Raw genomic sequence first — 12,891 nt, 5'->3', positions numbered from 1 at the left:
GGGTTTATGCTTCTTGTTTAGGGTTGATGCTTAGAATCGGACTCTTAACGTGTCGAACCACATTAGCCGTGGTGCTGCCCATCATAAGGTAATCAATGCCGGTACGGCCCACTGTCGACATCACAATGAGATCCTGGGGGTTGTTCAGGTTATAGTTGAGAATTGCTTCGTGAGGAGTATCCGTAGAGACGATTACCTTGGTGGTAACCTGGTCGCCCAACTCGTGGAGCTCTTCTTTGGCCAGTACTTTGAGTCGTTGTTCGCGAAGCTGAATCTTGGACTTATCCGGATCGTTGTTATGTTCCGGATCGTAGGCAAAAATATTGATGAGTTCCAGTTGTGCATTTGCTTTTTGGGCAATGGCCTTGGCATAGGGAAAGGCATCTTTAGAGTGATCAGAAAAGTCAGTGGTTAGCAGGATATGTTCGAGATCGGTAAGCTGCCGTTCTTTATTGACGACCAATACCGGCAGATGCGCCATGCGAAGCACTTTTTCGGCAACAGAACCCAGGAAAAAGCGGGAAAAGCCGGTGCGCCCGTGAGTAGGCATCACAATCATATCGTAATCTTTGGCTTCTTCCACAATAGATTGGGCGGGATTGCCAATAGAAACCTGCGGGGTCTTAAGCATGGAAGCCTCAATATGTTCCCGGGAGAGCTCGTTGAGTCGTTCCCGAATGGTTTTTTCCACATCCTCATAATCCTCAACGGGGGTAGAGGGCATCCCGAACATATAGGGTCCGCCGTCTACCTCGTTAAGAGGCAGGTAGGAGTGAAAAGGAGTAATGCTTCCGTTCCACATTTCCGCCATCCGACGGGCCGACTGCAGAGCAGTGGCACTCAGTTCAGAAAAGTCGAGAGGGACAAGAATTTTTAGATTTTCCATAGGTTTAAATATAAAAAGATTATAAGTGGTTCACAGTTAATACGTTAGACTATAACCATCCTTTGCGTTTAAAATAGTACAGCATAATCAGGGCTAATACAACCATTATTGCTATGGATGCCGGATATCCCCAATACCAGCTGAGCTCCGGCATGTTATAGGGACTGGCTTCAGGATCGAAATTCATCCCATAAATACCAGCGATGAACGTAAGAGGGATAAAAATGGTGGCGATAATGGTCAGCACCTTCATAATTTCGTTCATCCGGTTACTCATCGACGACATATAGAGATCGTGAAGGCTTAATACCATATCCCGGTAGTTTTCCACGCTGTCAATAACCTGTATCATATGGTCGTACACATCGCGGAGAAATAATTTGGTATGGTCTGATATAAAATCGGAATCATCCCGGATAGCGGTATTGAGGGCATCACGTAAAGGCCACACCGATTTACGCAAAAAGACGACTTCCCGCCGGATATGATGCACCTTTTGCAGTAAATCCTGGTTGGTTTCTTCATCCTCAAAAAGGATATTCTCAACTTCTTCAATTTCATTGCCTATCTGTTCAATCACGTTGAAGTAATGATCCACAACGGTATCCAGCAGGGCATAAGCCAGGTAATCCGTCGGTTGGGTGCGGATGCGTCCCCCGGCCTCGAGGCGATTAAAGATCGGCTGGAAATAGTTGCTATCCGTTTCCTGGAAGGAAAGCACGTAATTACTCCCCAGCACCACGCTGATTTGCTCAGAAACCAGCGATTTGTTCTCCGGATCGAAAGACAGCATACGAAGGACGAAAAAGATGCAGTTATCATAGGTTTCTACCTTTGGTCGCTGACTAGTATTGACAATATCTTCCTGGACCAGGGGGTGGAGATCAAAATACTTCCATATGCTTTTTAGCTTGTCCACATCATGCAGGCCGGTAACGTTGATCCAGGTTTTGGATGAGTTTTCAAGGAAGGGCCGTGACTCCTCAATATCCGCAATGGAGATATGCTCCACATGATCGACATCGTAATCGTGCACCTTAATGCTGACCTCATCGACCTTCTGGTCCCCGGTATATTGCACGGTACCGGGCGCAGTACCCGGAGCTTTTCGGGCATGGGCTTTACGTTTGGAAAGGAGACTTCGTAGCTTTTTCTTCTTTTTTTTTGCCATATACACAGTTCTTACCAGATTAATGTATGCCTCAATATGTAGAAGAGTGCGCTTACAAACAAGGGGGCAGGGAGACGTAATTGCAGATAATTTGTTACTTCAACAGGTGATATTTCCCTTTTGTTATTGATAATCCGGGGAGAATAACAAGTGGGTACCAGTCATCTATTTCTTCATATACCGGAGAGAGTGTATTCCAACCCCGATACGTTAAGGGTCTTAACCCGACGTGTTAGACCCCTTAACCCTACGTGTTACGACCCTTAACACGACGTGTTATACACCATAACGAAATAAAGAAGCCCCTCCACCAGGCAGATGGAGAGGCTTTGGTCTTATGTCTTAGACAGACGAACCCGATTGTTGACAGCTAAGAAACGGTCAGTTCGTGCGAAAGGGCTCCGGTGCGCAGTTCCGTAGTATTGAATATAATACTACGCACTTCGAGTCGGTATATCCCGGCGGGCAGGGTAGGCACAATGAAAATAAGCTCCCCGGGTTTATTCTTAAGGATGCTTTCATCCACCGGTGTCTCGGAGGCGTCGTCTTTATTCACAAAGAAGATACCCTGGGTCGGATCGTCTTCGTCGAATTTAAGCAACTCTCCCACAATACGCGCCCCACGACCAGGAGTGATAACATCGTTCTTCGTATCGGTAGCATCGTCGTAGAAGTATTCGAGATCCGGCTGACGTTCGCGCGCTTTAATTTTCTGCGGATCTATTTCGGCGGTAATGGGCCGCAGACGGGAGCCTACCGACAGGTTAATGCGTACCTGGTGGCGATTCGGATCAAAGTTGTCATCTTCATCCTCGAATACCCCGCTAATACCCGAGCGGATATTAAACAGGGGCGTGACCACCGCATTTCCCTGGCGAATCAGGTTGATAATGCCCTGGCTGATTTCCTCGAAACTGGCAAGGGCTTCTGCCTTGGTAATGGTAGAGCCCTCGCGCGTCATATGATCGAAGACATCTTCGATGGAATAGCTGTTGGTATTACTGCTGATAGCCATATAATCTTCGGTATCAGCGGTCATGTTATTTGGTGCTAAATAGAATTCTAATCCCATAATAAGAATAGGTTTTATGAAGGACCGGCTAGTATGGTTACCGGATGTACTATATGGCAGCCTATCGATAAAGAAAGCAGCAATACAGTGAGGCACCCCGCGGCCTTCTGTTTGATATTTTATTTTTTACAGGCGGACAGATATTTGTATCCGCCCTCTCTTTTGAGAGGCCCTATATTTGTGACCTCACATAAGTAAGTACGTTTTGGAGATCAATCCTTACAAAAAATTTAAAAAAAGTTGTAAGGATTGGCCGCTGAAAGGTACTTACTATACAAAGATTCACTAAAAACAGGGCAAATAAATGGGCGAAGAAGAGAACCTAATACAAGACATGACGAACTATACCCGCGGCAAGCTAACCGAAGAAGAGGCCATAGATCTTTGGCTGCGGTTATTGAAATACCCCGAATGGATATACTACCTAAAAGTTGAGCTGGCGCTTAACGAGCTGCACCGGCCCGCCCCCGTGATACACCGGCAACAGCGCTGATTCGTTAGCATTTGTTATGCGAAAGGACAGAGGTCGTAAACTTGCAGATTTAGCAATTAAAGTTGGAATTTTGTGTTTAAACGGAATATTTGGCAAACTACGAGTGTAAAAGGAAAATTGTTGTGCCGTTGGGTTAGTAGATTAATTAGAAGGTAGCATGCTTTTGTAAATATCTATTGGAATGCAATCAAAAATACCTGAAAAAGAAATATTTGAGTGTTTGAAAAATATTGTTGCTGTAGCTCCAATGTTGATTTTTGATTTAGCTGAAAAAACCGAGAAATCGAAAGACTTTTATCTAAGAAATTGTATTGCAAAAGGAAGTTCTTTACTTGAATCAATTTTGATTTTATATAAAAAGGAATATTACGATAATGCATTAATCCTGTACCGTTCATTGCTCGATCGATTAGTTCATGTATACTACTTAAGTAAGCACGATTCATTTCAGGAATTTAAATTTGAAACACTTACTGCAAATTTTGAACATGTTAATAATGCAAGAAGTGACCAATCCCTTGAAGGAATATTAGAGGATCCTTTATTTCAAATTACAAAAGAGGAATGGAAGAAATACCAAGAATATAAGCAGAATTTAGATGGTTGGAATAAACCTGATCCTAAGAAAATTTTAAAAGAAAATGACCTCGGATTCCTCTATAAATTCGGGTATGAATATGCATCACGTCGAGTTCATCCAACTTATTTTGATGGTTATCCGGAATTTCACACCATTACTAAATTAGAGCCCAATCCCTATGACAAATTTGATAACCAAACTATTATTAACAATTCAGTATTAATTACAAGTGTTCTATTCTCAGAATGTTTAACGAAATCCAGCTTTAGTTTTCGACAAATTGTGTTCGATTATTTTAAATCGATTCATAATCTACTGCATGATGATAGTGATAAAGATTACAAGAATAAGTTCGTAAAAATAGCTAAGCTTTTTAACCAAGAGGTTGAGTTAAGCAAATAAACAGTACATTAATCCCTTCTAAATGAAAATGTCACTCTTCAGGCTGGTGACAGATTCACCCACATCTCAGCGTACTTGACTTCTACAGATCCTTGGTTCAAATCTATTGTAGCCGACTGAGTTGCTGATTATGAAGAGGAAAGCTAGCATCAGACCTTGGTTTTTGGGTTCACTTTTCGTTATTTGCTAAATAAGTGTATAGGGTGTATCAGACCGTTATACCACTCTATTTCCTTATAAACGTATATTATAGCTATGAGCTTTTCAGAAAGGGTTTCGAGAGATTACAATCTAATTCTACTTATTGTTTTCAGTCTGTTTTTACTCTTTTTCCTTTACAATTTAATCATTGAGCAATCTCAACTCATACTCCATGGTTCTATGACTCTGCTATTCGGCTTGGTAGTAGTTAGGTATTTTAAAAAATGGAAATCAGAATAAGAAGCTTCTATTGTTTAAAAAGTGTGGTGCAAATCCATCCATTAAATAGACTAGCGGGTTGAGATTTATGATTTCCTCGTTCATCTTTTGCTCCTTACATTTTTTTGATGTGTGATGGAAGTTGTATTTTCCTATATCTTATCTTTTAGCTCTGACTTTATATTACTCCATATTTCCGTGAGTCCACCGCTTTGGCCCAGCAGGGGATCGGCAGAGGGCATGGGTACCGCCGCAATATTCTTATCGGCTTGAGGACGTTCACTTTCCTTACCAGTCTTTAAATCATAGCTGTTTCCGTCCGGATAGGCGCCGACCACCCTGAAGTCACGGCTGCTGCCCAGGTTCTTATGGGCTACCCCGGCCGGAATGATGATAACATCTCCTGCCTGAACGTCCACTTTTTGGCCCTGTTCTCCTCCAAGGTGCAGTTTGGCGCTTCCGGAATACACGCCCAGAACCTCATGCGAAGTGCTGTGGTAATGGTGGTAGTTGAAAACCCCGTTTTTCCAGGCATTTGTCCAATTATGTTGGTGGAATTGTTCTTCGAGCCAACGGGCACCAGCTGGTCCCCGCTTGCTAAAGGCATTGCGGTACAGGAGCAGCGGCAATTTGTTGTTGGGGATGCTGCCGTCGTCTTCAAGATATAATTTTTTCGGTTGCATATTCTTCTATATATCATCTGGATTAAAATTGAGGCGTAATAATCCCCTTAAACCCAGAGCAAGAACGCTTAAAAACATATTTGCCAGTTATGAGGTTATGCCTTTTTTACTCCTACCGGCATAATCTGGGGATTAGCCAGTTCCTCGTAATCACTGTAGCCCATTTTCACCAATTCCTTATGGGTGCCGGCATTGAATGCGATAATATTATCCTCGGTTAGCGATTCGGCTACCAGGGTATCAATATCGTAAAGATTGCCGAATGGGGGCATGGCTCCCAGTTCGCAATCAGGGAATATATTCTCGAATTCATCTTCTGAGGCAAGCTCAACTTCTTCGGCTCCTATGGCTTCTTTTATGGCATCAAAATCTACATCGTGTGTAGAAGGGAGCACTACCATCTTCATATCACCATCCGCTTTTACAATCACGGTTTTAACCATCTCCTTGCCCGGAATATGAGCTGATGCCGCCACTTCCTGGGCTGTAAATGCCGGGGAATGTTTTACTACTACATATTTCTTTCCCTTTTCATCCAAATAGTTGATTAATTTATTTAAGGGCATAATGACCTCCGGATTAAATTAAATAGCTATGATATAATCTATAATAAAAACCAGACTGGAACCATTCCAATGAGGAGCGCGCATAATTAAGTGACGGGTTTTAATCTGGTCGTTTTTGGCTAATATCTTTGCAGTTAAAATTTAGCCTACTATCTTAGATACGGTAATTTTAAGGCCTTTAAGTTTGGGCATTAATCATGAACTAAGTGAGTAATACAGAAAATATATCCCTGTTTCTTCGAACAAATTGTCCGCTCAGTCACAAGGGACTTAATGAGCTATTGTCTTCCTTTAAGCAAAGGGTCATCCCCCAAAACACTATAATTCTTAAAGAGACTGAAACGGATCGTAAACTTCGCTTCCTTAATAAGGGAGTTATAAGAGAGTATTACCTGAACGATCACCGGGAGGTGAATATAAATTTTTATACGAAACCTCGATTTATAACTGATTTTTCCTCATTCATCAACACTGTAAAAACAAAACGGAATCAGCAAAGCTTAACAGATATAGAGTTGCTTGAGCTTGACCGGATACCTTTTTTTAAGTTGTTGGAAAAATATGAATGCCGGGAAGAATTTAGAGATTTGGTCTTCGAGCAGTTATTAAAGATCAGGGAAATGTTCGAATACAACCGGGTTACAAAGACCCCGGAAGAACTTTACAAAGAGCTTCGTATCTATAAACCGGAGTGGCTTCAGGAAATACCCCAGTATCATATTGCTTCCTATCTGGGTATCACGCCCGAAACCCTGAGCAGAATACGCCGCCGTATTTCTTGATTGGAATCAATGCTATTTTTCGACTTCATCATTTAATTGGGAGCGAACAACAACAAAATGATGAATATATGAGGATATATCACCTCCGAAATGTAACCATGGTAATAGAAACTGAAAGAAAAGTTCTGTTAGTTGATCCAATGCTCGGGGATAAAGGAACACTTCCTCCGTTTGCTTTTATTAGATCCAAACCAAGGAAAAACCCTACTGTTTCTTTGCCAGAGGGAAGTAAGGCATTGTTGGATAGCGTTACACATGCAATAATTACCCATCGACACCCGGACCATCTCGATGGGGCGGGCATCGCATTTCTTAAGGAAAAAGAAATACCCGTATTGTGCAGTGTCCATGACAAAGAAATACTTCATAAACAGGGGCTTGCTATCCATAAAACATTCGATTACTGGGAACAGAAAGAGTTTTCGGGCGGGTATATAACCGGAATCCCGGCCACTCACGGTTATGGATTTGTGACCAAGTTTATGGGTGATGTAATGGGATTCCTTCTTGAATTACCCGGAGAACCGTCCATCTATTTAAGTTCAGATACTATCTTTACGAATGGTGTCAACCAGGTACTAACGGAATATGGGCCCGATGTCAGTGTGGTTGCCTGCGGTTCTGCTCAATTTGATATATTCAGACCACTACTGATGAATATGGATGAAATTATTCAATTCGTCAGACAGAGTCCCGGAAAAGTAATTGCGAATCATTTGGAAGCAATTAATCATTGTCCGACTACCAGAAAACAGTTGAGAAATATGCTAGAGGAAGAAAAGCTTCAGGATAAAGTATTTATACCGAATGACGGAGAAAGCATAGAGCTTCTGTAGGCGTTTCTTGGTCAATAAAACATTGTCCTATTTTTTACCAAATGATAAGAGAAATAAGAGGTATGATTCTTATAATTTAGACGCAGAGAAATCTAACTTATTTTAAAAGTATATACATACTATGGAAGGGAAAAGACATTCAGTATTATTGACCGGAGTAACCGGTTTCCTCGGTTCTCAGACCGCTATTCAATTACTCGAAAAGGGATATCGGGTGACTGGAACGCTGAGAAATATAGAGCGCGCAGATCATATTAAAAATGTTATAGCCCAGCATACCTCTAATATCGATTGGTTACAATTTGCGGAGGCGAATCTGCAGGATAACGACGTTTGGGATGAGCTAATGCCGGGAATAGATTTTGTCCAGCATATTGCTTCTCCATTCCCCAGGGAACTTCCGGATCATGAAGATGAGTTAATTCTTCCGGCAAAAAATGGTACGATAAATATACTTAAAGCGGCCTCAGCTCATAATGTTAATGTGAAGAGGGTAGTACTTACTTCGTCCATAGGAGCGATCATTTACGGAAAACAAAAGGGTATTGAAGATGGAATATATACCGAAGCTGACTGGACTAATTGTGATAATAAGGACGATACTACCCCTTATTATAGAAGTAAAACAATAGCTGAAAAAGAGGCTTGGAAATTTATGGATCAGCATAACGGTGAATTAGAATTTGCAACAGTCTGTCCGGGGGCTATTTTGGGACCCGTTTTGGAAAAGGATTTCGGGACTTCAGCAAATATTGTTCGCAAAGCAATGGATGGAAGCATGCCGGCGGTGCCCAATATTGGTTTTGATATAGTGGACGTTCGATCCGTTGCTGATCTTTTAATTCGAGCCATGGAACACCCGGAAGCAGCGGGTGAACGCTTTATAGGATCATCAGCATATTTAAAATTCAATGAAATTACGGAAATTTTACAGGAGCATTTTCCTGACAGAAGTATACCCACCTGGATCCTCCCAAATTTTATAGTTCGTCTTTTTTCGTATTTTGATTCTACTCTTGAACCTATACTCAATGATTTGGGTAAGGAAAGAAAGGTCGATAGCTCAAAATCAAGAAATGTATTGCAATGGGAGCCGTTACCTGTGAAGGAAGCAGTACGCTCATGTGCCCGCAGTTTAATAAACGTCGAATTAATATAATTCTTAATGACCCATTTTAAAAAAATATGAAAAACCTTATCAATGCTCTGAGTTTCGGAGGGATATTGTCTGATGAAGAGGTGGAATATGTAACCAGTTTTTTTGAAGTACAAAGCATTAAGTCCGGTGACGATTTTTTATCCATAGGCATGACTTCCGATCGCATTGGTTTTGTCGATGAAGGCATCTTACGGGAATATATCATTGGAGGTGATGCGAAGGAAATTATCAAACATTTTATCTGTAAAAACCAATTTGCCGTAGCTCTTGAAAGTTTTTATGATAATAAACCGAGCGCTTTGGGTATAGAGGCTGTAACCAAGTGCAGGATCTTATCCATCCAACGCAGAAAGTGGAATAAGTTGTATGAAGAGGTTCCTAATTTGTATATCCTTACTAAGAGTTTAACGGAATCAGCGTTGCTCAACAAAATAAAGAACAAGGAATTCCTGCATTTTGGATCTGCCAAGGATAAATACCTGGAGTTTATAAATCGTTATCCGGATCTTGCGTTGAAGGTTCCGCAACAGCATATTGCTTCATATTTGCATATTACACCACAGTCTTTGAGCAGGATACGGCGCGAGTTATCATAAGTATTTTCATGTGAATATTAATTTATCAAGAGGATTGGAGTTCATATTAATTATCCCTAAATATAAATAGATCAAAAGGCGTTACTTTTTATCAAATAAATTGATACCTTTTACAGAGTAAATAATTATCAGCTGTTCGGAGGATGATAATAACGCCTCCCGCCATAGACTAAAGTTTGGAGAAAAGAAGGAAAACAGAAGGTTATTGGCCAAAGAATCTAAAAAAATGCACTGGTTTTTCTTCCATTTTGCATTTATACTGTGGCGCTATATTAAAGTATAATTTAAAAATATATTCTTGCCGAGACGTGTTTAACAGTAATATAAGAGTATTATTTCCTTTCAAAATTGTTGCTGTCCTTCTTCTTTTTATTGGAACAGTTTCCTGCAAAAGTACTGAAAGTACAAAATCAGATGAGACTGCGTCTTCCTCGAATAAATCAGAGCTGGAAGAGCTTTACTGGGAGAAGGTGGAGCAGTCCCGCATGGACTTCACGGAAGCCGATGTTAAGTTTATGAGGGGGATGATTGCCCATCATGCACAGGCACTTATCATGTCCCGTTTAGCCCCGGAAAATAATGCCGGTGCTGCAGTTCAGCGATTGGCCGCACGGATTATTAATGCCCAGAAAGATGAAATTGCTTCGATGCAGCAGTGGCTCCGCGATCGGGACCAACCTGCACCGAAAATCCAGATTGAAGGACTGGATTTATATATTGAGATCGATAACGAGCCTTTTACCAGCTACAAAAAAATGCCCGGTGTGCTTTCGCAGCAAAAGCTGGAAGAACTTGCGAAGGCTAAGGGTACTGAGTTCGACCGATTGTTTCTCAAATATATGATTGAACATCATGCCGGTGCGGTACATATGGTTGACAACCTTTTTGGGACCGATGGGGCCGCCCAGGATGAACAGGCCTTCCGGCTGGCCTCAGATATTCAGGTCGACCAGCGGACGGAAATCGACCGGATGCAGCTGATGCTTGATGATTTACCAGAATCAGGTTGAAGTTGTTTTAATACATTTTTTTTCAAAAAAAAGCACTTCTAATTTTAAAAGAGATAATATAAATATGAACTCCGATTGCAATCTAAATTTACAATGTTTTAGGCTGGGGAGAAGCTACTTGGGGATGCTCCTTGCTATAGTGGCTTTTGCTACTTATTCATGTGCTCCCTCATCCTCCACGGTTGATAATTCTTCTTCTGCTACCTACAGTTCTGATATTAAACCCCTGGAGGAAATAGAGAAACCCAGTCCCGATCCGCGAGTAGGATTAGAAGCAGGATTATTCGATGCGGAAGAGGCAATTTGGAATCTCAATTTGCTTTCCCAAACCCCTCCACCAAAGGATTTTGTGGGAGTAACGAACTCTGACTTGGCGTTTAAAGATAATTATGCTATCCAGGGAAATTATAATGGCTTTATGGTCTGGGATATTTCTGATCCTGCGGAACCAAGCCTTGTGGTTGATTTTCTCTGCCCCGCCTCACAGAGCGATGTGTCTGTTTACGGAGATCTGCTTTTTGTCTCCGGAGAGGGGCTTGGCGGCCGTCTTGATTGTGGCACCGAAGGAGTTAATAAAGCCGTTAGTGAAGAACGCCTCCGTGGTATCCGGATTTTCGATATCTCTGATATTAAAAATCCCGAGTACATTTCGAATGTCCAGACCTGTCGCGGATCTCACACTCATTCCGTTCTGGATGATCCAAAGGATGAGGAAAATGTGTATGTGTACGTTTCTGGTTCTGCCCCGGTACGCCCTGAAGAAGAGCTTCCCGGTTGTTCAAGTGCTCCGCCCGAAGATGATCCCAATTCGGCTCTTTACCGGATTGAGGTAATAAAGGTACCGCTGGATAATCCCGAGCAAGCGGCTATTGTAAACTCACCCCGTATTTTTGAAAATTTGACAGAAGCACCTACGCACGGGCTCTCTCCCGCTGATCAGGCTAAAATTGAAAAGGCTAAAGAAGAAGGAGCATTTGTAGCAGACGTGTTCGGCCGGGAACGTATTATCCCAGATCGAATTATACAGCCTATGCTTCTGAATATTGCAAAGGAAAACGGCCGTGAAGCCCCAACAGCTGCCGATAGCACGACCCTACGTAATAATCTGCAGGATATACTTACTGAACGGTATGGCAGTGGGAATGATGACGATGAAGAAGGTGATGAAACAGAAGAACGAGGACCTAATCAGTGCCATGATATTACCCTTTATCCAGAAATTGGATTGGCGGGAGGCGCTTGTGAGGGATATGGCCTTTTATTGGATATCTCGGATCCTGCAAGCCCCAAACGCGTGGACGCTGTTGCGGATTCAAATTTTGCTTATTGGCACTCTGCAACCTTTAATAATGAAGGAGATAAGGTACTCTTTACGGATGAATGGGGCGGAGGTGGACAGCCAAAGTGCCGCGAGGATGATCCCTACGAATGGGGTGCCAATGCTATTTTTACTATCGATGATAACAAAGAGATGCATTTCCAAAGCTACTTTAAGATGCCTGCCGCCCAGACAGAACAGGAAAACTGTGTGGCGCATAACGGCTCTTTAATTCCGGTACCCGATCGGGATATTATGGTGCAGTCTTGGTACCAGGGTGGGATATCCATCTTTGACTGGACAGATCCGAAAAACCCGGTCGAGATTGCTTTTCATGATCGTGGTCCCGTGGATTCTACACGTATGCAGATGGGCGGAAGCTGGTCTGTATATTGGTACAATGGCGCAATTGTAAATTCAGAAATCGCTCGCGGACTTGATATCTTTGAGCTCGAACCAAGTCCTTACCTTACCCAGAATGAGATCGATGCCGCGAATACTATTAAGTTTGATCAGCTGAATGCCCAGGGACAGCCGAAGTACGACTGGCCTGCTACTTTTGCCCTTGCAAAAGCGTATGTCGATCAGCTTGAGCGCGGTAGGAGCCTATCTCCGGAACGCCTTATCGCTATCAGAGAAAGTATTTCGGAAGCCGAAGGGGCATCTGGTTCGGAACAGGAAACACTCCTTTCAGAATTGGCTGATCGGATAGAAGGGCAGGCTGCAGCCTCTGAACAAACAGCAAAAATGAAGAAACTGACAAGTACATTGCGTGATCTTGCTTCTAAATAAATACAAGATAGTGGCTTGGTTAAGATAATTGAGTCGCATCTTATTTGTAGTAAATTTAGGTCCCCATTCAATTTGGTTATACAGATTTGATGGGGACCTCTTGTTTGGGAGTATATATAGGGAAC

General features: G+C 42.3%; 13 protein-coding genes. 8 read left to right on the top strand and 5 right to left on the bottom strand.

Translation table 11 applies throughout. From position 1 onward, the window contains the following. Nucleotides 1-4: 4 nt before the first annotated feature. The 3 genes from ABEB05_RS05965 to ABEB05_RS05955 form a co-directional block, all read right to left on the bottom strand. Nucleotides 5-886 carry a universal stress protein gene (locus ABEB05_RS05965; protein ID WP_265788404.1) on the bottom strand — a complete coding sequence of 294 codons (882 nt, stop codon included), beginning with the start codon at nt 884-886 and terminating at the stop codon, nt 5-7. Between the two features lie 49 nt (nt 887-935). Beyond that, on the bottom strand, nt 936-2,057 hold the full coding sequence (gene corA / locus ABEB05_RS05960) for a magnesium/cobalt transporter CorA (RefSeq protein WP_265788402.1): 1,122 nt from the start codon (nt 2,055-2,057) through the stop codon (nt 936-938). 370 nt (nt 2,058-2,427) lie between these two features. After that, nucleotides 2,428-3,129, bottom strand: a complete 702-nt coding sequence (locus ABEB05_RS05955; protein WP_265788400.1) for a DNA-binding domain-containing protein — start codon at nt 3,127-3,129, stop codon at nt 2,428-2,430. A gap of 304 nt (nt 3,130-3,433) precedes the next feature. Here ABEB05_RS05955 and ABEB05_RS05950 point away from each other — a divergent pair, with 304 nt between their 5' ends. Both ABEB05_RS05950 and ABEB05_RS05945 read left to right on the top strand, forming a co-directional pair. Beyond that, nucleotides 3,434-3,622, top strand: a complete 189-nt coding sequence (locus ABEB05_RS05950) for a hypothetical protein (RefSeq protein ID WP_265788398.1) — start codon at nt 3,434-3,436, stop codon at nt 3,620-3,622. Between the two features lie 181 nt (nt 3,623-3,803). Next, nucleotides 3,804-4,604 carry a DUF5677 domain-containing protein gene (locus ABEB05_RS05945; RefSeq protein ID WP_265788396.1) on the top strand — a complete coding sequence of 267 codons (801 nt, stop codon included), beginning with the start codon at nt 3,804-3,806 and terminating at the stop codon, nt 4,602-4,604. A 572-nt stretch (nt 4,605-5,176) separates the two neighbouring features. Here ABEB05_RS05945 and ABEB05_RS05940 read toward each other — a convergent pair. After that, nucleotides 5,177-5,707, bottom strand: a complete 531-nt coding sequence (locus tag ABEB05_RS05940) for a cupin domain-containing protein (protein ID WP_265788395.1) — start codon at nt 5,705-5,707, stop codon at nt 5,177-5,179. 95 nt (nt 5,708-5,802) lie between these two features. Beyond that, the gene (locus tag ABEB05_RS05935) at nt 5,803-6,273 is read right to left on the bottom strand and encodes an aminoacyl-tRNA deacylase (RefSeq protein ID WP_265788393.1); all 471 of its coding nucleotides are present in this window, start codon (nt 6,271-6,273) and stop codon (nt 5,803-5,805) included. Nucleotides 6,274-6,479: 206 nt separating this feature from the next. Between ABEB05_RS05935 and ABEB05_RS05930 the strand changes: the two genes are divergently transcribed. From ABEB05_RS05930 to ABEB05_RS05905, 6 genes are all read left to right on the top strand, one after another. Beyond that, entirely contained in the window at nt 6,480-7,055 is a 576-nt protein-coding gene (locus ABEB05_RS05930; protein ID WP_265788391.1) for a Crp/Fnr family transcriptional regulator, read from the top strand. A 68-nt stretch (nt 7,056-7,123) separates the two neighbouring features. Further along, the gene (locus tag ABEB05_RS05925) at nt 7,124-7,891 is read left to right on the top strand and encodes an MBL fold metallo-hydrolase (protein ID WP_265788389.1); all 768 of its coding nucleotides are present in this window, start codon (nt 7,124-7,126) and stop codon (nt 7,889-7,891) included. A 121-nt stretch (nt 7,892-8,012) separates the two neighbouring features. Next, nucleotides 8,013-9,050, top strand: coding sequence for an SDR family oxidoreductase (locus ABEB05_RS05920; protein WP_265788387.1), 1,038 nt, complete (start codon nt 8,013-8,015; stop codon nt 9,048-9,050). A gap of 26 nt (nt 9,051-9,076) precedes the next feature. After that, nucleotides 9,077-9,646: a Crp/Fnr family transcriptional regulator gene (locus tag ABEB05_RS05915; protein ID WP_265788386.1), complete on the top strand. Its 570-nt coding sequence runs from the start codon at nt 9,077-9,079 to the stop codon at nt 9,644-9,646. Nucleotides 9,647-9,954: 308 nt separating this feature from the next. After that, nucleotides 9,955-10,656, top strand: coding sequence for a DUF305 domain-containing protein (locus ABEB05_RS05910; RefSeq protein WP_265788385.1), 702 nt, complete (start codon nt 9,955-9,957; stop codon nt 10,654-10,656). A gap of 124 nt (nt 10,657-10,780) precedes the next feature. Further along, nucleotides 10,781-12,766, top strand: coding sequence for an LVIVD repeat-containing protein (locus ABEB05_RS05905; RefSeq protein ID WP_265788384.1), 1,986 nt, complete (start codon nt 10,781-10,783; stop codon nt 12,764-12,766). Nucleotides 12,767-12,891 lie beyond the last annotated feature (125 nt).

Source organism: Fodinibius salicampi (genome assembly GCF_039545095.1).
Lineage (GTDB): Bacteria > Bacteroidota > Rhodothermia > Balneolales > Balneolaceae > Fodinibius > Fodinibius salicampi.
Note: the sequence above shows the minus strand (reverse complement) of the source record. Positions and strands in the feature narration are given on the sequence as shown.

What these genes read in the sequence shown, in the direction of transcription:
- ABEB05_RS05965 (WP_265788404.1), bottom strand. Translation starts at nt 886, where the DNA reads ATGGAAAATCTAAAAATTCTTGTCCCTCTCGACTTTTCTGAACTGAGT.
- ABEB05_RS05920 (WP_265788387.1), top strand. Translation starts at nt 8,013, where the DNA reads ATGGAAGGGAAAAGACATTCAGTATTATTGACCGGAGTAACCGGTTTC.
- ABEB05_RS05955 (WP_265788400.1), bottom strand. Translation starts at nt 3,129, where the DNA reads ATGGGATTAGAATTCTATTTAGCACCAAATAACATGACCGCTGATACC.
- ABEB05_RS05940 (WP_265788395.1), bottom strand. Translation starts at nt 5,707, where the DNA reads ATGCAACCGAAAAAATTATATCTTGAAGACGACGGCAGCATCCCCAAC.
- ABEB05_RS05950 (WP_265788398.1), top strand. Translation starts at nt 3,434, where the DNA reads ATGGGCGAAGAAGAGAACCTAATACAAGACATGACGAACTATACCCGC.
- ABEB05_RS05945 (WP_265788396.1), top strand. Translation starts at nt 3,804, where the DNA reads ATGCAATCAAAAATACCTGAAAAAGAAATATTTGAGTGTTTGAAAAAT.
- ABEB05_RS05915 (WP_265788386.1), top strand. Translation starts at nt 9,077, where the DNA reads ATGAAAAACCTTATCAATGCTCTGAGTTTCGGAGGGATATTGTCTGAT.
- ABEB05_RS05925 (WP_265788389.1), top strand. Translation starts at nt 7,124, where the DNA reads ATGAGGATATATCACCTCCGAAATGTAACCATGGTAATAGAAACTGAA.
- corA (WP_265788402.1), bottom strand. Translation starts at nt 2,057, where the DNA reads ATGGCAAAAAAAAAGAAGAAAAAGCTACGAAGTCTCCTTTCCAAACGT.
- ABEB05_RS05935 (WP_265788393.1), bottom strand. Translation starts at nt 6,273, where the DNA reads ATGCCCTTAAATAAATTAATCAACTATTTGGATGAAAAGGGAAAGAAA.
- ABEB05_RS05905 (WP_265788384.1), top strand. Translation starts at nt 10,781, where the DNA reads ATGCTCCTTGCTATAGTGGCTTTTGCTACTTATTCATGTGCTCCCTCA.